Annotated in this window: 16 protein-coding genes; 9 read left to right on the top strand and 7 right to left on the bottom strand. The window is 66.4% G+C overall.

All coding sequences use genetic code 11. The features are described 5' to 3' along the window. Positions 1 to 34: 34 nt before the first annotated feature. From purU (CXR02_RS00750) to CXR02_RS00760, 3 genes are read right to left on the bottom strand one after another with little or no spacing between them, the layout of a single operon-like run. Positions 35 to 1,021, bottom strand: a complete 987-nt coding sequence (purU, locus tag CXR02_RS00750; protein ID WP_181037086.1) for a formyltetrahydrofolate deformylase — start codon at positions 1,019 to 1,021, stop codon at positions 35 to 37. 9 nt (positions 1,022 to 1,030) lie between these two features. Next, positions 1,031 to 2,920, bottom strand: a complete 1,890-nt coding sequence (locus CXR02_RS00755; protein WP_104060246.1) for a BCCT family transporter — start codon at positions 2,918 to 2,920, stop codon at positions 1,031 to 1,033. A 35-nt stretch (positions 2,921 to 2,955) separates the two neighbouring features. After that, complete coding sequence (locus tag CXR02_RS00760; protein WP_104060247.1) at positions 2,956 to 3,306, bottom strand: bifunctional 3-phenylpropionate/cinnamic acid dioxygenase ferredoxin subunit; 351 nt, start codon at positions 3,304 to 3,306, stop codon at positions 2,956 to 2,958. 248 nt (positions 3,307 to 3,554) lie between these two features. Here CXR02_RS00760 and CXR02_RS00765 point away from each other — a divergent pair, with 248 nt between their 5' ends. Beyond that, entirely contained in the window at positions 3,555 to 4,784 is a 1,230-nt protein-coding gene (locus CXR02_RS00765; protein WP_104060248.1) for an NAD(P)/FAD-dependent oxidoreductase, read from the top strand. A gap of 82 nt (positions 4,785 to 4,866) precedes the next feature. Beyond that, positions 4,867 to 6,003: an aromatic ring-hydroxylating dioxygenase subunit alpha gene (locus CXR02_RS00770; protein WP_104060249.1), complete on the top strand. Its 1,137-nt coding sequence runs from the start codon at positions 4,867 to 4,869 to the stop codon at positions 6,001 to 6,003. A 63-nt stretch (positions 6,004 to 6,066) separates the two neighbouring features. On the opposite strand, the gene CXR02_RS00775 is transcribed toward CXR02_RS00770, so the two are convergent. The 3 genes from CXR02_RS00775 to CXR02_RS00785 all read right to left on the bottom strand — a co-directional run bounded on the left by CXR02_RS00775 (position 6,067) and on the right by CXR02_RS00785 (position 8,885). Next, positions 6,067 to 6,879, bottom strand: coding sequence for an IclR family transcriptional regulator (locus CXR02_RS00775; RefSeq protein WP_104060250.1), 813 nt, complete (start codon positions 6,877 to 6,879; stop codon positions 6,067 to 6,069). Between the two features lie 136 nt (positions 6,880 to 7,015). After that, on the bottom strand, positions 7,016 to 8,143 hold the full coding sequence (locus CXR02_RS00780; protein ID WP_258060650.1) for a response regulator transcription factor family protein: 1,128 nt from the start codon (positions 8,141 to 8,143) through the stop codon (positions 7,016 to 7,018). A 70-nt stretch (positions 8,144 to 8,213) separates the two neighbouring features. Further along, the gene (locus CXR02_RS00785) at positions 8,214 to 8,885 is read right to left on the bottom strand and encodes a GntR family transcriptional regulator (protein ID WP_104060381.1); all 672 of its coding nucleotides are present in this window, start codon (positions 8,883 to 8,885) and stop codon (positions 8,214 to 8,216) included. Between the two features lie 158 nt (positions 8,886 to 9,043). Between CXR02_RS00785 and glyA the strand changes: the two genes are divergently transcribed. From glyA to purU (CXR02_RS00820), 7 genes are read left to right on the top strand one after another with little or no spacing between them, the layout of a single operon-like run. Beyond that, positions 9,044 to 10,441 (top strand): serine hydroxymethyltransferase, encoded by a 1,398-nt coding sequence (glyA, locus tag CXR02_RS00790; protein ID WP_104060251.1) that lies wholly within the window; start codon positions 9,044 to 9,046, stop codon positions 10,439 to 10,441. Then, the gene (locus CXR02_RS00795; protein WP_104060252.1) at positions 10,438 to 11,658 is read left to right on the top strand and encodes a sarcosine oxidase subunit beta family protein; all 1,221 of its coding nucleotides are present in this window, start codon (positions 10,438 to 10,440) and stop codon (positions 11,656 to 11,658) included. Before glyA ends, CXR02_RS00795 begins: the two co-directional genes overlap by 4 nt. 27 nt (positions 11,659 to 11,685) lie before the next feature. Then, complete coding sequence (locus CXR02_RS00800; protein WP_104060253.1) at positions 11,686 to 12,132, top strand: sarcosine oxidase subunit delta; 447 nt, start codon at positions 11,686 to 11,688, stop codon at positions 12,130 to 12,132. Further along, positions 12,129 to 15,071, top strand: coding sequence for a sarcosine oxidase subunit alpha family protein (locus CXR02_RS00805; RefSeq protein ID WP_104060254.1), 2,943 nt, complete (start codon positions 12,129 to 12,131; stop codon positions 15,069 to 15,071). The genes CXR02_RS00800 and CXR02_RS00805 overlap by 4 nt, the downstream gene beginning before the upstream one ends. Beyond that, positions 15,064 to 15,699, top strand: coding sequence for a sarcosine oxidase subunit gamma (locus CXR02_RS00810; protein WP_104060255.1), 636 nt, complete (start codon positions 15,064 to 15,066; stop codon positions 15,697 to 15,699). Before CXR02_RS00805 ends, CXR02_RS00810 begins: the two co-directional genes overlap by 8 nt. Continuing rightward, the gene (locus CXR02_RS00815; protein ID WP_104060256.1) at positions 15,699 to 17,072 is read left to right on the top strand and encodes an L-serine ammonia-lyase; all 1,374 of its coding nucleotides are present in this window, start codon (positions 15,699 to 15,701) and stop codon (positions 17,070 to 17,072) included. The genes CXR02_RS00810 and CXR02_RS00815 overlap by 1 nt, the downstream gene beginning before the upstream one ends. A gap of 2 nt (positions 17,073 to 17,074) precedes the next feature. Then, positions 17,075 to 17,971, top strand: a complete 897-nt coding sequence (purU, locus tag CXR02_RS00820; protein ID WP_104060382.1) for a formyltetrahydrofolate deformylase — start codon at positions 17,075 to 17,077, stop codon at positions 17,969 to 17,971. Between the two features lie 85 nt (positions 17,972 to 18,056). Here the strand turns inward: purU (CXR02_RS00820) and CXR02_RS00825 are convergent, their stop codons facing one another. After that, positions 18,057 to 19,610 (bottom strand): PucR family transcriptional regulator, encoded by a 1,554-nt coding sequence (locus CXR02_RS00825; protein ID WP_104060257.1) that lies wholly within the window; start codon positions 19,608 to 19,610, stop codon positions 18,057 to 18,059. Positions 19,611 to 19,710 lie beyond the last annotated feature (100 nt).

The raw sequence follows: 19,710 nt of genomic DNA on the forward strand, positions 1-19,710 counted from the left end.
GTGGTTCTCCTGGTTGGCTTGGAGGGTGTTCGCGTTAGCGGAATACGACGGTGCGCGTGTTGTTGAGCAGGACTCGGTGCTGGCAATGCCACTTCACGGCGCGGGACAGGGCCTGCGTTTCGGCGTCCCGTCCCACGGTCACCAGGGCTTCGGCATCCAGGCTGTGGTCCACCCGGAAGACCTCCTGCTCGATGATGGGGCCCTCATCAAGGTCCGGCGTCACGTAGTGCGCAGTGGCCCCGACGAGCTTCACGCCGCGGTCATAGGCCTGGTGGTAGGGCTTGGCGCCCTTGAAGCCGGGCAGGAACGAATGGTGGATGTTGATGGCCCGGCCGCGCAGACTGGTGCACAGGTCGTTGGACAGCACCTGCATGTAGCGGGCCAGGACCACCAGGTCCGCGTTGTACTCGGCCACGAGTTCCAGCAGCCGGGCCTCCGCTTCGGGTTTAGTGCCGGCCGTCACCGGCACGTGGATAAAGGGCAGGCCAGCGGCTTCGGCCATGGCGCGCAGGTCCTCGTGGTTGGAAACCACGACGGCGATCTCCGCACCCAGGCTGCCCGCCTGCCAGCGGAAAATCAGGTCGTTCAGGCAGTGCCCGAACTTCGAGACCATCACCAGCAGCCGCTGCGGCCTGCCGTCGTGGATGCTGAAATCCATCCCGAATTCGTGGGCCGTCGGCGCGAACTCTGCGGTGAGGCTCTCCGCGGTGCTGGGGTTCCGCTGGTCAAGCCCGCCCAAACACGGATCCGGGCGAGCCTGGTCACCGGCGCCGCCGGTGAAGGCCGTGCGCAGGTACAGGTTGCCGCTGACGTGGTCGTCGAACTGCTGGTGCTCCACGATGTCGAACCCGCGGTCGGCCAGGAAGGCCGTCACGGCCCGGACGATGCCGGGCTGTTCGGGGCAGGACAGGGTGAGGACAAATTCGGCGCGGCGGGTTTTGGCGGCCGCCGTCGCAGCACCCGCAGCGGCCGTGACGGCAGTGACGCTGCGCGGAGAGCGGCTTTCAATGATGGTGGTCACGTTTTTCTCCTAAAGTGCCTGTGTGGGCTTGGTGGCGTCGCCAGGACATGGGCTGTCGGCTGAACAGCGACCGCCGCACTCATGCCTGGTCACCAGGTCGAACTGGACTCCCCCATGCTGGTCCACGCCCTCGCGGATGGCACGTTCTACCACCGAGTCCGCCAGCCGGCGCCTGAGGGACATTGGGTCCCGGCGCAGGTCCTTGACGAGGGCGAAGCACAGCAGCAGCATGACCAGAACGAACGGCAGCGCCGCCACAATGGTGATGCGTTGTAGACCGGACAGGGCTTCCGAGGGCTCGTCACCGCCGGCCAGCAGCATGACCGCCGCTACGGCACCGGTGAGGAGGCCCCAGAAAATCACGAGGCCTCGTTTCGGATCGGAGGACCCATTGGAGCTCAGTGACCCCATGATGATCGACGCCGAGTCGGCTCCGGTGATGAAGAAAATGGCCACCAGTACCATGGCCAGGATGATGACCGCCGTAGTCAGCCAGGCAGGCATGGACATGTTCTTTACCAGATCGAAGAGGGCGCCGTCGAAGGATATGGAAGGCGTTCCGTTAGCCATGGACACCAGGCCGGGCGTGCCCGCCTTGTCCGCTTCCTGCTGGACGTGGAAGGCGGTTCCGCCAAAGATTCCGAACCAGATGACGCTGACGATGCTGGGGACCAGCAGGACGCCGGTAACGAACTGGCGGATCGTTCGTCCCCGGCTGATCCGGGCGATGAACATGCCGACAAAAGGCGTCCAGGATACCCACCAGGCCCAGTAGAAAATGGTCCAGCCGGACATCCACTTGCGCAATGCCTCGTCACCGACGGCCTCCGTGCGGGAGGACATTTCGGCCAGGTCCCTGGCGTAGTCTCCTACTGCGGCGGGGATGAGGTTGAGGATGAACAGGGTGGGCCCGGCGATGAAGACGATGAGCGCCAGGAGCACCGCCAGGACCATGTTGATGTTGGACAGCCACTGGATACCGCGGCTGATGCCGGACACCGCCGAGGCCACGAAACAGGCCGTCAGGATGGCGACGATGGCCACCAGGACGGGGGTGCCGATTTCGCCGATCCAGCCGTTCGATGTCAGGCCGCTGCCGATCTGCAGTGCACCTAGGCCGAGCGAAGCGGCGGTGCCGAAGAGCGTGGCAAAGATCGCGAGGATGTTGATGAACTTCCCCACCGGCCCTTCCACAGTCCTGATGCCGAACAGCGAGGTAAACGCTGCGGAGATCAGCTGCCTGCGTCCCAGGCGGTAGGTGCCGTAGGCCATGGCGATGCCCACGACGGCGTACATGGCCCAAGGATGGAGGGTCCAGTGAAAGATGGAGGTGGCCATGGCCGTCTGGATGGCTGCGGGAGTACTCCCGTCCACGGTTCCGGGCGGCGGGGAGATGTAGTGGTAGAGCGGTTCGGCCACGCCGTAGAACATGAGGCCGATGCCCATGCCCGCGGCAAACATCATGGAGACCCAGGAGACCGTCCTGAACTCGGGCTTTTCGCCATCCTTGCCCAGCGGGATGTTGCCCCATTTACCAAGGGCCAGCCAGAGGACAAAGGCTACAAACAGCGAGGCCAGGAGCATAAAGAGCCAGCCCGTGTACTCCATGACCCAGTTGAGGGCGACTGTTGAAGTGGCGGACAGGCTGTCCCGGCCGAGGAAGCCCCAGGCCACAAACGCCAGGGCGAGGGCTCCGGTGATGCCGAACGTGGTTTTGTCGAGGGTGAGCTTGCGGTTCCGCCGTTCCGCTACGGCCTGCTCGGACCGGGCCTGGCGGAGTTCCTGCATGATCTGCTCGGTGTCCTCGGCCTCGGCGAGCTGATCCTGGACAGTTATCGGAAGGGAGTCTGTGTCAACGCTGATTTCGTTGACCGCGCGGGTGTCGCTGTTCAAAGCCATGAGCAAGTCCTTTGGTTCGGATGCATGGGCTGGTGCTAGACGTGGCCGTCCACTGTCAGGCCGGGGGGAAGGTTGGGGACCTCCGTGGATTCGGTGATCATGATGTCGCCGTCGATCACTGTTACTTCGTGGGAGCGCACCGGCAGCTTGGCCGGCGGCGCGTCGACGCTCCCCGTGCGCAGGTTGAACCTGGAGGCGTGCAGCGGGCACTCCACCCAGCAGTCCTCCACCCAGCCGTCCGCCAGCGAGGCGTCCTGGTGGGTGCACGTGTCGTCGATGGCAAAGAGCTCGCCTTCCTCGGTGTGGAAGACGGCGATGGGCGGCGACGTATTGAGCCGCAGCGCTTCCCCGGGAGCCAATTCACTGAGCGGGCATGCCTTGTGCATGGGTGGACCTCTTGTTTTCTTCGGGGACCCTTATGTCTGCCGCGATGGCCGCAACGTTCCGTAGTGAACAACAGCAATCGCCATATGCAACACAGTGCGCCAGCTCACAGTGCTTGTCAAGGGTTTTCCTTTCTGTTGCGGGCTCCCGACTTCCTACATTCCACCCTTGACAGCGACCGTGGCATAGATCACGCTGTTGCATATAGCGATTGTTGTTGCGTAAGAAGCAATTGAAAGAGGCTGTATTGATGCAGACGCTTGCGATTATCGGAGCCTCCCTGGCGGGCCTTTCCGCCGCCCGGGCGGCCCGCGCCCAAGGCTTTACCGGACGGCTGGTCATCATCGGCGATGAACCCCACCGGCCGTACGACCGCCCGCCCCTGTCCAAGGACTTCCTGCTCGGCGCGATCTCGGCAGAGGACCTCTTCCTGGAGACCGACGCCGACGAGCTGGCGGCCGAGTGGGTGCTGGGTGCCGAGGCCGTTTCCCTGGATGCGTCGTCCCGGACCATCCTCCTTAAGGACGGCCGCACCATACAGTCGGACGGCATCGTGATCGCGACGGGCGCCAGGGCGCGGCGACTGCCCACGCTGGCCGGTCTCAGCAATGTCTTTACGCTCCGTACGCTCGCGGACGCACAGAGCCTTGCCCCCGAGCTGGTGCCCGGAAGCAGGATGGCCGTGATCGGTGCCGGCTTCATCGGCGCCGAAGTTGCCGCAGCCGCCGCGTCGCGGGGCATGGAAGTGACCATGATCGACACCAAGCCCGTGCCGTTCGCCGCGCAGCTCGGAACCGAGATGGGCGGCGTGGTCGCCGGCCTGCACGCCGTCAACGGAGTGGAGCTCATTTCCTCTGCCGTGATCGAGGACTTCTACAGCGGCGAAGGCAATGTCACCGGAATCCGGCTGGCCGGCGGACGCTACGTGGCCGCCGACGTCGTCGTGGTTGGCATTGGAGCCGAGCCCAACACCGGCTGGCTGGAGGGCTCCGGCCTGGAGCTGCGCGGCGGCGTGCTGTGCGACGCCATGGGACGGACCGGCATGCCAGGAATCGTGGCCGTGGGCGACTGCGCCGCCTGGTTCGACCAGGCGTCGGGCACGCACCGCCGGATGGAGCACTGGACCGGCGCCCTGGAGCGGGCCGCCGTCGCCGTCGAGGCACTCCTGGATGCCGACGCCGCGCCCCGCCCGGCCAAGCCGCACTATTTCTGGTCCGACCAGTACGGCGTGAAGCTGCAGTTCGCCGGCCATTCCGCCGGCTACGACCGGGTGGAGATCGAAGTGGGCGACGTCAACGCGCACTGCTGCCTGGCCGTCTACTACCGCGATGATGTGGCAGTGGCGGTCCTCGGCATGAACCAGCCGCGGCTGTTTACCAAGTGGCGACGGAGCCTCGCGGCACCTGCCGCGGCACCCGGCGTGGCAGCACCCGTCCGGCTGGACGTTCCCGGACTCGTGGGGGCCGCCGTCGTGTCCTGAAACCCTGCTCCGCCGCTACAAACCTGAAACCCCGCGTTATGGCCTGTGTTGTTAGTTGATCTTTGTTCGTTAGGAGGACAAATTGTCTGTTGAGGTAAGTGCCCCGAGTCTGATCCCCACCCTTCCCGGCCACACGTATGTGGATGAGGGCGTGTTCCGGGCCGAGCAGGAGCGGATCTTCGAGCAGATGTGGTTCTGTGCCGTCCGCTCGGCCGACCTGGACAAGCCGGGCGCCTGGCGGACCGTCCAGATCGGGCGGGAGAGCGTGCTGATCAGCCGCACCCGCAAGGGCGGGATCCGCGCCTTCTACAACGTCTGCCGGCACCGCGGCGTCAAGCTGTGCATGGAAGAGCAGGGTGAAGCTGCACGCTCGTTCCAGTGCCCGTACCACGCCTGGACCTACGACTTTGAGGGCAAGCTCATCGCGGCGCCCAACCTGACCAAGATGCCGGATATCGACCGGGACGAGTACGGCCTGGTGAAGGTCCACATCCGCGAATACCTGGGCTACGTCTGGGTGTGCCTGGCGGACGAGCCGCCGTCGTTCGAAGAGGACGTGATGGGTGCCATCGAGGAGCGGCTCGGCGACCTGAAGGCGATCGAGGGCTACGACGTTGCCAACCTCAGCCTGGGCCGCCGCATCCGCTACGACGTGAAGGCGAACTGGAAGCTCATCATTGAGAACTTCATGGAGTGCTATCACTGCGCCACCATCCACCCGGAACTGACGGAGGTCCTGCCGGAGTTCGCGGACGGCCTGGCCGCGCAGTACTTCGTGGGGCACGGCGCGGAGTTCGGTGAGGACGTCAAGGGCTTCACCATCGATGGCTCCGAGGGGCTCGACCTGATTCCGGGAATCGAGGAGGGCCAGGACCGCCGCTACTACGCCATCACCATCAAGCCCACGGTGTTTGTGAACCTGGTCCCGGACCACGTGATCATCCACCGCATGTTCCCCATGGCCGCGGACCACACCATCGTGGAATGCGATTGGCTGTACCTGCCCAGTGTGGTGGAGAGCGGCAAGGACGTCAGCGCCTCGGTGGAGCTGTTCCACCGCGTCAACCAGCAGGACTTCGACGCCTGCGAGCGCTGCCAGCCGGCCATGGGCTCGAAGGTCTACGCCAAGGGCGGTGTGCTGGTGCCGAGCGAGCACCACATCGGCGCCTTCCACGACTGGGTACAGGAGAAGGTCGGGGACGTCACGCCCCGCGGTTGAGCGAACCCGGTGGTTGAGCTAGTCGAAACCGATCTCGACGGGCTCGATCACCGGAAGGCCTGGTCACCGGGTCCCGGTGTAGCCCATCTTGGCGCTGATCTGCAGCCCCGCCTGCTTCAGTGCCTCGAGGAGTCCCGGCGCCGTTTCCGGATCAAAGCGGAAGGCCGGCCCGGAGATACTCACTGCACCGATGACCGCCCCCATATGGTTCAACACGGGCACGGACATCGAGTTGAGCCCGATTTCGAACTCCTCCCGCACCACCCCGTAACCATCACGGGCGACGTCGATCAGTTGGGTTTCGAGCTCTTTCCTGTTGGTGATGGTCCGCGGAGTCCGCGGCGGCAGCCCGGTCTCCTTCAGGACGCGGTCCCGCTCGTCCGCGGGCAGCGCCGCCAGCAGGACCTTCCCGCTCGACGTCGCGTGCAGGGGTGTCAGGCTGCCCACCCAGTCATACGTGGCCAGCGTGGACGGGCCCATGGCCTGGTCCACGTTGACGGCGTAGTTGGAACGCAGGACCGCGAGGTTCACCGTCTCCTTGAATTCCTCCGCGAGGCTTTCCAGCACCGGCCGGGCTTCACGGACCAGGCTGAGCCGCCCGGGGATGGAGCTGGCCAGCCGGAGGATGCCGAAGCCCAGCTGGTACTTTCCCCGCTCGCTGTTCTGGTGGACCATTTCCCGGCTCACCAGCGAACCCAGCAGCCGGGAGACGGTGGACTTGTGGATGCCCATCTCTTCGGCGATGTCGCTCACGCCGGCATGGCCGTCCCGCGCCAGGATCTCCAGGACCGCCAGGGCCCGGTCCACGGACTGGACACCGCCGTGCTGGCCTGAGTCCGCATCGACGTCGGGTTCGCGGTCATTGTTCGAAGCCATGATCCATACTCTCAAGTAATGTGCGGCTTGCCTGCCCGCCACGAAGGCCGCTTAGAGCGTCCTATCAGTTAGTTCGACGCTTTGATCCTATGCCGCCAGGCGCGCAGGAGCCGGCATTGCGTTACGCGGCCGGTAGTCAGCGCAGGCCGTTGTTGTGGGCCATCGCGATGGCTTCGGTACGCGACGAGGCACCCACCTTCCGGTAGATGTTGCGGAGGTGGAACTTCACCGTGTTTTCGCTGATGTGCAGTTTCGCGGCGATGGCGCGGTTCCGCTGTCTGGATGCCAGCAGCTGGAGGACCTCCAGTTCGCGGTCCCCGAGCTTCCAATCGGAGACGTCGGCCAGTTGCCTCGCCGGCGGGTCGAGCGGGAGGGAGACGGCGCCGTCGGCACCCCAGCCGGGCAGCACGTCCACGGACATGCTGCCGTCCAGGGCTTCGACGCGCTGGGCCAGGCGTGCCATGGAAGGTGCTGTCGCGGAAAGTTCGCCGGGCCCGTCGTCGCGGACGTTGACCAGGAGGTTCTCGCCGTCGCAATCCCACTGCGTGCGGATCCGGCGGACTTCGGCCTGGTCCATCATGGCCAGAACCAGCCCGCGGACGATCGCCCGGGCAGCATGGGCCACTTCGCCGGGCAGGGCACGGCCGTTGACGGGAGGCTCGATGAACTGGACGTCGATGCCGCTGAAGTTCATCAGTGGTTTGAGGTCCTCGCGGAGACGCTGGAACGCTGTGGCGACGGGTTCCTCCACGAGTTCCGTGGTGCGGTCGCTGAGCCTGCGTAGCCCTACGAGTGCCCGGGCGACGTCGGTGGCGGACTCCCGCGCCAAATCGTCACTCAGTGCCGGCGATCTCAGCGCGGCAAGCACGGTTTCCAAGGTGGTGGAGTGGCGGTCCACCAGTTCGGCGGTCACCCTTAAGCGTTCGGCCGACGCCGCGCGGGATTCGATGAGGTACGACGGCGGCGCATCAGCCACCTTTTCCCGGATCCGTTCGGCCGCCAGCGTCCAGAGACAGCGGAGCATGCGTTCGGCCTCTTCGTGGCCGGCGGGGTCCGGCCGGGGCTCTGGATTGGCGAGGACCAGCACGGCGTTGCTGGGTGAGGACACTGCCAGGACCGGGCGTGGTTCGCCGCCGAGCGTTGCTTCTCCGCGCCAGGTGTCGCCGTCGCCGTCGTCGGCGGGTCCATCTACAGCGCCGACGACCCCGCCCTGAGGTGGTCCAGCTCGGCGATGGACACCCGGCTGATGATGGCCAGCCTTCACAAATAGGGGCTCCGAGGCACCGCCGGATCTCGACAAGCTCGATCACCGGCGAAGCACGATCACCGGGTAGTTACAACACCTTGCGGATGGTTTCCTCAAAGCTGGTGACGTGGTGCAGGGCCAGTTCGCCGGCTTTGTCAGCGTCCCCGGCAGCTACGGCCTTGAGCAGCTCCACATGCTCGGTGATGTGGCCGGTCACGGAGGGCACCTTGTCCAGGACGACGCACCAGATGCGCGTGGCCAGGTTGTCGTAGCGGATCAGGGTGCTTTCCAGGTGCGGGTTGGCGGCGGCCTTGTAAATCAGCCGGTGCACCATCAGGTCGTAACGCATGAGGTCGCGCGACTCCCCCTGGCCGGGAGCCAACTCCGCGATGGCATCGGCGACGCGCAGCAGTTCGCGGCGCATGCTTTCGCTTGCCCTGCTGGATGCCCGGCGCGCGGCCAGCGGCTCCAGCAGTTCCCGGATCTCCGAGACGTCGGCGAGCTCCGTGAAGTCCACATTGGTGGCAAATGTCCCGCGGCGCGGATAGGAGACCACCAGGTGGTCCACCTCCAGCCGTTTGATCGCCTCGCGCACGGGCGTGCGCCCAAATCCGAGCTCGGCGGCCAACTGCCCGTCATTGATGGGTTCACCTGGCCTAATCTCCAGCATGATCAGTTTGTCGCGCAGCTGCCTGTACGCGGCCTCTGCCTGCGACGGCGCCTCGTCTTCCGTCTGAGGCAGGGCAAGAAGTGCATTCAAGGCGCCGCTCCGTTCTTCACTTTTCAGGCTCCGACTTACAAGCGGAAGCCCCATGCCACTTTGGTTCCAGCTATTGACTCTGCTGTGATCCCAACCATACCATTGACCTCACACTGATATATCAGTCATAACAACAGTGGTATTTCAAAGGAGCATCCGTGGTTGAGCAGTTGAACGAGCGACTTTCCGCAGTCGATCCCGAGGTCCAGCAGGCCATTAACAATGAGCTGGTCCGCCAGCAGTCAACACTGGAAATGATCGCCTCGGAGAATTTCGCCCCGTCCGCCGTTATGGAGGCACAGGGCTCCGTCCTGACGAACAAGTACGCCGAGGGCTACCCGGGCAAGCGCTACTACGGGGGCTGCGAGCACGTGGACGTCATCGAGCAGCTCGCCATCGACCGCGTCAAGGCCCTGTTCGGCGCCGAATTCGCCAACGTCCAGCCGCACTCCGGCGCCCAGGCCAATGCCGCCGCCATGTTCGCCCTGCTGAACCCGGGCGACACCATCATGGGCCTGAGCCTGGCCCACGGCGGCCACCTCACCCACGGCATGAAGATCAATTTCTCCGGCAAGCTCTACAACGTGGTCCCCTACCACGTGCGTGAATCGGACCTCCGGATCGATATGGCCGAGGTCGAGGCGCTGGCCCTGGAACACCGCCCGAAGCTGATCGTCGCCGGCTGGTCCGCCTACTCCCGCCAGCTCGACTTCGCCGAGTTCCGCCGGATCGCCGACCTCGTGGACGCCTACCTCATGGTGGACATGGCGCACTTCGCCGGCCTCGTCGCCGCAGGGCTGCATCCCAACCCGGTCCCCTACGCCGACGTGGTCACCACCACCACGCACAAGACCCTCGGCGGCCCGCGCGGCGGAGTCATCCTCGCCAAGGAACAGTACGCCCGCAAGATCAACAGCGCCGTGTTCCCCGGCCAGCAGGGCGGCCCGCTGGAGCACGTCATCGCCGCCAAGGCCGTGGCCTTCAAGCTCGCCGGCACGCCCGAATTCAAGGAACGCCAGGAACGCGTCCTGCAGGGATCCAAGCTGCTGGCCGAACGGCTCCTCCGCGACGACGTCGCCGCAGCCGGCATCTCCGTGGTCAACGGCGGTACCGACGTGCACCTGGTCCTGGTGGACCTGCGGAACTCTGTACTGGACGGCCAGCAGGCCGAAGACGCTCTGCACCGGATCGGCATTACGGTGAACCGCAACGCTGTACCGTTCGACCCCCGCCCGCCGATGGTGTCCTCCGGGCTCCGCATCGGCACACCCGCCCTCGCCACCCGGGGCTTCGGCGCCGTGGAGTTCGCCGAGGTTGCGGACATCATCGCGACGGCGCTCATCGCCGCCGTCACTGGCACTGCCAACAACGACGCCGGGGACGGCACCTCCGGCGGTGCACGCCTCAGCGACGACGCCGCCGTCGTACTCCGAGCCCGGGTCACCGCCCTGGCCGGCCAGTTCCCGCTTTACGCGCACCTTTCCCAGGACGGCAGCGGCGCCGAGATCGCCGCCTTCACCGAACTCGATACAGACATGATTGGAGCAGCCCAGTGAGCAACCAACAGCTCCCGGAACACCCGGATTTCCTCTGGCGGAACCCCGAACCCAAGTCCTCCTACGACGCCGTGATTGTGGGCGGCGGCGGGCACGGCCTGGCTACCGCCTACTTCCTGGCCAAGAACCACGGGATGACCAACATCGCCGTCCTGGAAAAGGGCTGGCTGGCCGGCGGCAATATGGCCCGGAACACCACCATCATCCGTTCCAACTACCTCTGGGACGAGAGCGCGGCCATCTACGAGCACGCGCTCAAGCTCTGGGAAATCCTCCCGGAGGAGCTCGAGTACGACTTCCTGTTCAGCCAGCGCGGCGTGATGAACCTCGCCCACACCCTGGGTGACGTCCGCGAAAGCATCCGGCGCGTGGGGGCCAACAAGCTCAACGGCGTGGACGCTGAGTGGCTGGATCCGAAGCAGGTCAAGGAACTCTGCCCCATCCTGAACATCAACGACAACATCCGCTACCCCGTCATGGGCGCCACCTACCAGCCGCGCGCCGGCATCGCCAAGCACGACCACGTGGCCTGGGCCTTCGCCCGCAAATGCGACGAGCTGGGCGTGGACATCATCCAGAACTGCGAAGTCACCGGCTTCGTCAAGGATGGCAACCGTGTGGTGGGCGTCAAGACCAACCAGGGCACCATCAACACCGAAAAGGTGGGCCTGTGCGCCGCCGGGCACAGCTCGGTCCTGGCCGAAATGGCAGGCTTCCGGCTCCCCATCCAGTCCCACCCGCTCCAGGCCCTGGTCTCCGAACTGCACGAACCGGTCCATCCCACGGTGGTGATGTCCAACCACGTGCACGTCTACGTCTCCCAGGCACACAAGGGCGAACTCGTCATGGGCGCCGGAGTGGACTCCTACAACGGCTACGGCCAGCGCGGCTCCTTCCACGTGATCGAGCACCAGATGGCGGCCGCCGTCGAACTCTTCCCCATCTTTGCCCGGGCGCACGTGCTCCGGACCTGGGGCGGCATCGTGGACACCACCTTGGATGCTTCCCCGATTGTCGGGCTCACCCCGGTGGACAACATGTTTGTGAACTGCGGCTGGGGCACCGGAGGCTTCAAGGGCACCCCGGCCGCCGGGCTCACGTTCGCGCACACCATCGCCACCGGGACCCCGCACAAGCTGAACAAGCCGTTTGCGCTGGAACGCTTCGAAACCGGCGCCCTGATCGACGAACACGGCGCAGCCGCCGTCGCCCACTAGCCGCCGTCCCCTAGAAAGAAGACGCACATGCTGCTTATCCCCTGCCCCAACTGCGGCTCGCGCGACGAGACCGAGTTCCACTACGGCGGCCAGGCCCACGTGGCCTACCCGGAAAACCCCACCGAGCTGAACGACCGCGAATGGGCCGAGTTCCTGTTCTACCGCGACAACACCAAGGGTGCCTTCGCCGAGCGCTGGCTGCACAGCACCGGCTGCCGCCAGTGGTTCAACATGCTCCGCGACACAGTCACCTACGACATCCAGGCCGTCTACGCGATGGGCACGCCCCGGCCCGCAACCGCGAATCCGGCAGCGTCCGAATCCGGCACCGCCAGCCTCGCCGCGCCCAGCACCTCCCCCGATGCCCTATCAGTTGATGTCCCTATCGGGGCCCGGAAGCAACCACAACTGATAGAGCAACCGGCCTCCGCAACCGCCCCCAGCACCACCGCCCCGGAAGGAGCAACCAAGTGACTTCCCAGAACGCCCGCCTCGCCGCCGGCGGACGCATCGACCGCACCATCTCCTGGCGTTTCACCGTGGACGGCGAGGAATTCACGGGCCACCCCGGCGACACCCTCGCCTCGGCCCTGATTGCCAACGGCCGGATCTCCGCCGGCAACTCGCTGTACGAGAACCGCGCCCGCGGCATCATGTCCGCCGGCGTTGAGGAATCCAACGCGATGGTCAAGATCTCCCCGCGCTTCCCCGGCGACGTTGCCGAGTCCATGCTCCCTGCCACCACCGTCACCCTGGTGGACGGCCTGAAGGCTGAACTGCTTAACGGCCTGGGCAAGCTGGACCCGGAGGAAGACCGTGCGGAGTACGACAAGAAGTACGTCCACACCGACGTCCTGGTCATCGGCGGCGGCCCCGCCGGCCTGGCCGCAGCCCGCGAGGCTGTCCGCACCGGCGCCCGCGTCATCCTCATGGACGACCAGCCCGAACTCGGCGGCAGCCTCCTCTCAGGTTCCACCTCACCTGAGCTGGCCGAAACCATCGAAGGCAAGCCGGCGCTGGAATGGGTTTCTGATGTGGAAGCCGAACTCATTTCCGGAGCCGAAAGCACGGTCCTGAACCGCACCACGGCCTTCGGCGCCTACGATGCCAACTACGTCATCGCGGTCCAGAACCGCACCGACCACCTGTCCAGCCCGGCCGCGCCCGGCGTATCCCGGCAGCGGATTTGGCACGTGCGTGCTAGTCAGGTGGTGCTGGCTCCCGGCGCCCACGAACGGCCCCTGGTCTTCGAGAACAACGACCGCCCCGGCATCATGCTCGCCTCGGCCGTCCGCAGCTACCTCAACCGCTACGCCGTAGCCGCCGGGCAGCGCGTGGTCATCAGCACCACCAACGACAGCGCCTACGCCCTCGCCGCGGACCTGCGCGCCGCCGGCGTCAAGGTGGCGGCCGTCGTCGACGCCCGTCCCGCCCTCACTGAAGTGGCAGCTGCCGCCGTCGAAGCCGGCACCCGCGTGCTGATCGGCAGCGCGGTGGCGGATACCGCCGCGAACGGCACCGGCCGGCTGAACGCCGTCACCGTCCGCAGCATTAACGACGACGGCGAACTGACCTCCGGCGTCGAAGAGATCGCCTGCGACCTGCTGGCAGTCTCCGGCGGCTGGAGCCCGCTGGTGCACCTCCACTCCCAGCGGCAGGGCAAGCTGCGCTGGGACGATGAGCTGGCCGCTTTTGTGCCGAGCACCGTGGTTCCCAACCAGCAGACCATCGGTTCCGGCCGCGGCAGCTTTGAACTCGCGGACGTCTTGTCCGAGGGCATCTCGGCCGGAGCTTCGGCCGCCATCGCCGCCGGGTTCGAGTCCGCCGTCGAGCCTTCCGTGATCGGCGAGCCGAAGGCTTCCGCTCCGACCCGCCAGCTCTGGCTGGTCCCCGGCCAGTCCGGCACCCCGGACGACTGGCACCACCACTTTGTGGACTTCCAGCGGGACCAGTCCGTGGCCGATGTCCTGCGCTCCACCGGCGCCGGAATGCGGTCCGTGGAACACATCAAGCGCTACACCTCCATCAGCACCGCCAATGACCAGGGCAAAACCTCCGGCGTCAACGCGATCGGCGTCATCGCCGCCGCGCTCCGTACCGCCGGCGAGGCGTCCCGTGGCATCGGCGACATCGGCACCACCACCTACCGGGCACCGTTCACGCCGGTGGCTTTCGCGGCCCTCGCCGGACGCCAGCGGGGCGAACTGTTCGACCCCGCCCGCAAGACGTCCATCCACCCGTGGCACGAGGCCAAGGGTGCACTGTTCGAGGACGTCGGGCAGTGGAAGCGGCCCTGGTACTACCCGCAGGGCGGGGAGGACATGGACGCCGCCGTGCTGCGCGAGTGCGCCGCCGTCCGCGACTCCGTGGGCTTTATGGACGCCACCACTCTCGGCAAGATTGAAATCCGGGGCAAGGACGCCGGCGAGTTCCTCAACCGGATCTACACCAACGCGTTCAAGAAGCTCGCGCCGGGTTCCGCCCGCTACGGCGTGATGTGCATGGCGGACGGCATGATCTTCGACGACGGCGTGACCCTGCGCCTCGATGAGGACCGGTACTTCATGACCACCACCACCGGCGGCGCCGCGAAGGTGCTGGACTGGCTGGAGGAATGGCTGCAGACCGAATGGCCCGAACTCGACGTGCACTGCACCTCGGTGACCGAACAGTGGAGCACCATTGCCGTCGTCGGGCCCAAATCCCGGGCGGTGCTCACCAAACTGGCACCGGACCTGGCAGCGGGCGGCGGGCTGGACGCGGAAGCTTTCCCGTTCATGACGTTCCGCGAAACCACCCTCGCCTCCGGAGTCCAGGCGCGGATCTGCCGGATCTCGTTCTCCGGCGAACTGGCCTACGAGATCAACGTGCCGGCCTGGTACGGGCTGAACACCTGGGAAGCCGTGGCCGCGGCAGGGGCGGAATTCAACATCACCCCGTATGGCACCGAAACCATGCACGTCCTCCGCGCCGAGAAGGGCTACCCGATCGTCGGGCAGGACACGGACGGCACGGTCACCCCGCAGGACGCGGGCATGGAATGGGTGGTGTCCAAGGCCAAGGACTTCATCGGCAAGCGATCCTACGCCCGGGCCGATGCCCAACGCGGGGACCGCAAGCACCTGGTCAGCGTCCTGCCCGTGGACGGCTCCATCCGGCTGCCGGAAGGCACCCAGCTCGTGGAAAAGGGGATCACCACGAACCCCGCCTACGGCCCGGTGCCCATGCAGGGCTTCGTGACCTCGAGCTACCACAGCGCCGCGCTGGGCAGGTCCTTCGCGCTGGCACTGATCAAGAATGGCCGCAACCGCATCGGCGAGACCCTGGTGGCCGCCGCCGGCGACCAGCTGGTTGACGTTGTTGTCGCAGAAACCGTACTTTTTGACCCCGAAGGGACCCGCAAAGATGGCTAACACAGCAGCAATCAACGGCATCAATGGACTCCGGGACATCCGCCGCAGCCCTGCCTCCCACCTGGCCGCTGCACTGGAGGCCGGCTCCATCCAGGGGACGGTGGTCCTGAACGAAGGCCCGTTCCAGACCATGGCGGGCGTCCGCGTGGACCCCCGCTCCGAGGAAGGCGCACGGATCGCCGCCGTCACCGGCGGCCTGCCGGCCCGCTGCGGCGACGTGGGCGGCACCGACCGCGTCACCGTCCTCTGGCTGGGACCCTCCGAGTTCCTGGTGGTGGCACCCGAAGAAGCCCACGATTCCCTCGGCGGTGACCTCATCGGCTCCCTCGTGGCCGCGCTGGGTGAGGCTCCGGGCCAGGTGGTGGACCTCTCCGCGAACCGCACCACGTTCGAGCTTTCCGGCCCGCGGGCCCGCGCCGCCCTGGAAAAGGGCTGTGCCCTGGACCTGCACCCGCGCAGCTTCACCGTGGGAACCGCCCTGTCCACGGAGATCGGCAATATCCCGGTGGTCCTGCAGAAGACCGGCGAGGAGAGCTTCCGGCTCTTCTCCCGGGCCTCGTTCGCGGACTTCCTGGGCCGGTGGCTCCTGGACGCCATGAGGGAGTTCGCTTCCCCCGAGGTGCCCTGATGGCGCTGAGCGCCCTGGACCTGTTCTCCGTTGGCATCGGGCCGTCGTCGTCACACACGGTCGGCCCGATGCGGGCCGCGAAGCTGTTCGCCGACGGGCTTAAGGGCGACGGACACCTGAGCTCCACCACCCGGGTCCAGGCCGAGCTGTTCGGCTCCCTCGGTGCCACCGGCCGGGGCCACGGCTCCGACAAGGCGGTGGTGCTGGGCCTGCAGGGCCTGGACCCGGAAACGGTGGACACGTCCACCGCCGACGACCAGGTGGCCGCCGCCGCGCTCGACGCCGAACTCAGGATCTGCGGGGACCACCGGGTGGACTTCAACTGGGACGAGGACGTGGTGCTGCACCGCCGCAAATCCCTGCCTGCCCACCCCAACGGCATGACCTTCCGGGCCCTCGACCACGCCGGCAGAGTCCTCAGCGAGCGGAGCTTCTACTCCATCGGCGGCGGTTTTGTGGTGGACGGGGATGCCGGCGCCGGCGACAAGGTGGTGGCCGATGACACCGTGCTGCCGTACCCGTTCACCACCGCCGACGAACTCCTGGCGATCTGCAGCCGCGAAGGCATGTCCATCTCCGACGTGATGCTCGCCAACGAGCTGGTGTGGCGCAGCGAAGCGGAACTCCGCGAAAAGCTGCTGGGACTCTGGGCGGTCATGCGCGAATGCGTGGACAACGGCTGCGCCGCGGAAGGGATCCTGCCCGGCGGGTTGAACGTCAGGCGCCGGGCGCCGTCATTATTCCGCACCCTCACCGCGGACACCGGCGTCACCGACCCCTTCCGCGCCATGGAATGGGTCAACCTGTTCGCACTCGCGGTCAACGAGGAAAACGCCGCCGGCGGGCGCATCGTCACCGCCCCCACCAACGGCGCCGCGGGCATCGTCCCTGCCGTCCTGCATTACTACGTCAAGTTTGTTCCGGGAGCCGACGACGACGGTGTGGTCCGCTTCCTCCTCGCGGCAGCCGCCGTCGGGATTCTGTTCAAGATCAACGCCTCCATCTCCGGCGCCGAAGTGGGCTGCCAGGGCGAGGTGGGCTCGGCCTGTTCCATGGCGGCCGCGGGCCTGTGCGAGGTCCTGGGAGGAACGCCGGAGCAGGTGGAAAACGCCGCCGAAGTGGGGATCGAACACAACCTCGGGCTGACCTGCGATCCGGTGGGCGGCCTGGTGCAGATCCCCTGCATCGAACGGAACGCCATCGCCAGCGTGAAAGCCATCAACGCCGCGCGACTGTCCCTCCACGGGGACGGCAGCCACAAGGTGTCGCTGGACAAGGCCATCAAAACCATGCGTGAGACAGGAGCGGACATGAAAACCAAATACAAGGAGACCTCCCGCGGGGGCCTCGCCGTCAACGTGATCGAGTGCTAGCCATGACTGCCATCCAGACTGAAACGTCCCTCCCCCAGCCCGTCACCACCGTGGAACACGTCCTGACTTTGGACTGCGCGGAGCAGCCCGGGATTGTCCACGCCGTGTCCGGCTTCCTGCTGGAGCACGGCTGCGACATCGTGGACAGCAAGCAGTTCGGCGAACGGTCTGAGGCGCACTTCTTTATGCGCGTGCACTTCGCCTCCGACGGCGATGCCTCCACCGCGGACACGTTGCGGGCCGCTTTTGGCCCCGTGGCGGAACGGTTCGGGATGAGCTGGCGGCTGGAGCGGCTCGGTGCCAAGCGCCGCGTGCTGATCATGGTGTCCAAGTTCGGACACTGCCTCAACGACCTGCTGTTCCGGGCCAGAACCGGCGAGCTTCCGGTGGAGATCGCGGCGGTGGTCTCCAACCACACGGACCACCAGGCGCTGGTGGAATGGCACGGCATCCCGTTCTTCCATGTGCCGGTCACCGCCGACACCAAGCCGACGGCCGAGGCCCGGCTGCTGGAACTGGTGGACACGTTCGACGTGGAGCTGGTGGTGCTGGCCCGGTACATGCAGGTGCTCAGCGACGAGCTCACCCGGCGGTTGGACGGGCGGGCGATCAACATCCACCACTCGTTCCTGCCCAGCTTCAAGGGCGCAAAGCCGTACCACCAGGCCTACGCGCGCGGCGTGAAGACCGTGGGGGCAACTGCCCATTACGTGAATGCCGAGCTGGACGAGGGGCCGATCATCTCGCAGCAGACGGTGGAAGTGGACCACACGTACGGGCCCGAGGACCTGGTTGCCGCCGGCCGGGATACCGAGTGCAAGGCGCTCAGCAACGCCGTGCGCTGGCACTGCGAAGGCCGCGTGATCCTGCAGGGCAACAGGACGGTAGTGCTGAAGTAGTCCCCGCGCTCCCCTTTCGTGGTCCCCCTCCCCCGACGCTCGCTCACTAGTCCGGACTACGGAGAGAGCGTTGCGGGGGGCGGGGCTACAGCGCTGCCAGCCGGGTGGCCAGGTGCAGCGCTGCCAAACGGCCCGTTCCGCGGGGATCGCCGCCGCAGAGTGAGAAGATCCGCTGCAGCCGCAGATGCATCGACTGCCGCTCCAGGTGCAGCTCACGCGCAGCCTGGGCCGTGTTGCAGCCGGAATCCAGCCAGACCCGCAGCGTCTCAACCAGAGCGGAGTTTCGTTGGGAATCGTGGAGCAGGACGGCACCGAGCTGCTGGCTGACAAATTCGGTGCGCTGGGTGTCATCCAGGGAATGGAAAGCGAACCGCTCCACCGCGAACGCCTCGGCGTCGAGGACCACTCCGGACCGACCCTGTCCGGCTTTGAGCGAACCATCCCTGAGCGGTCCGGCGCCGGCCGCGAGGTCCAGCGTCAGCCGTGCTTCCGCCAGGGACCATGGCGCGGCGGATATTCCGGTCGCCACCGGACCGACAGCGCTGACCGTTCCCTCCGGCAACGCCAGCGACTGCAGTCCGGCCAGAATTGCATCCCGGTCTTCCTGCGTCTTCCCGGGGCGGAGCACGGCCAGCGCCAAGAGTTCCGCGTTGTCGGCGTAGCTTGCACTGTGATGCCCCACCCGCTCCAGCAGGTGCTCCACAGCCATCCGGGGTTGCCGCGAGCCGGGGGAACGAACCACAACAGCCACCAGCTGCGCGGCCAACGGGATCCCGGCCGCCGGAGCGAGCTGCTGGAGACGCCAGTTTTGAGTTCCGGAATCGACGGCGCGGATCAGCGCCGCACCCGCCATCTCCTTCAGGCCGGGGGGCATGCGCTGCAGCAGGGCCAACGCCAGAATGTCCACCGAGCGGTTCCCCGCGATCCTCGCCAGGTTCACGTCCGCTCCCGCCAGGGCATGAAGGCTGAGGCGGGCTGAAGGGATGCCACGCACGGACACGTCAATCTGGATGGTCCGGGCACGGTCCGGCGCGTCGCCGGATTCTGCGGGCTCCGGCTCCCCCGTATGAACAGCCGGCAGTGCGCTGGCCAGCGGGGCGCCCGCGGTGGACGTCAGGACAACTTCCGCGCCGGTAGCGTCCGCCAGGACAGCCAGGATCCGGTTAAGGCTGCCGCCGTGGGCCAACTCCACCGCCATCGCGTGACTGGCCCGGTCAGCCTCCTGCAGCTGGGCAGCAGATTCACTCACCAGGAGTGAGTTGATGGCTTCCATCACGCCTACAAAGGGCACCACCTTGCGAAGCTCTATCAGCGGAAGGCCGGCCGCTTCAGCTGCTGCCACCATCGACGACGGTATCGAGGCCAGCTCCGTGCCAGTCTCTATGGCCAGCGCGGCCACGCCGCGTTCTGCCAGCTCCCAGATGTAGTCCGCGCGACGTTTGTCCGTTGCCAAAGCAAGAGCCTGGCCGCCGGTCAGCAACAGTTCACCGCCGCCAAGCAGCGGGGCAATATCCAAAACCTCACTGGAATGAATCCAGCGCAGCTGCGTCTGGGCCGCAACGGCCGCCGCTGCGCGGATCACCGGATCCGCGGGCGTGAGGGTGGAATGTTTCAAAACATCCTGCAGGCGTATTGGCATGACACTCCGTCGCGTCTTCTCATAAACTTCAAGACACATTGTATGTGGTGCATGTGGCCTGGGCCACATAATCTGGGCTTATCCCTTTTACTCATGGAGG

It is taken from the genome of Arthrobacter sp. 4R501, assembly GCF_002929755.1.
Lineage (GTDB): Bacteria > Actinomycetota > Actinomycetes > Actinomycetales > Micrococcaceae > Arthrobacter.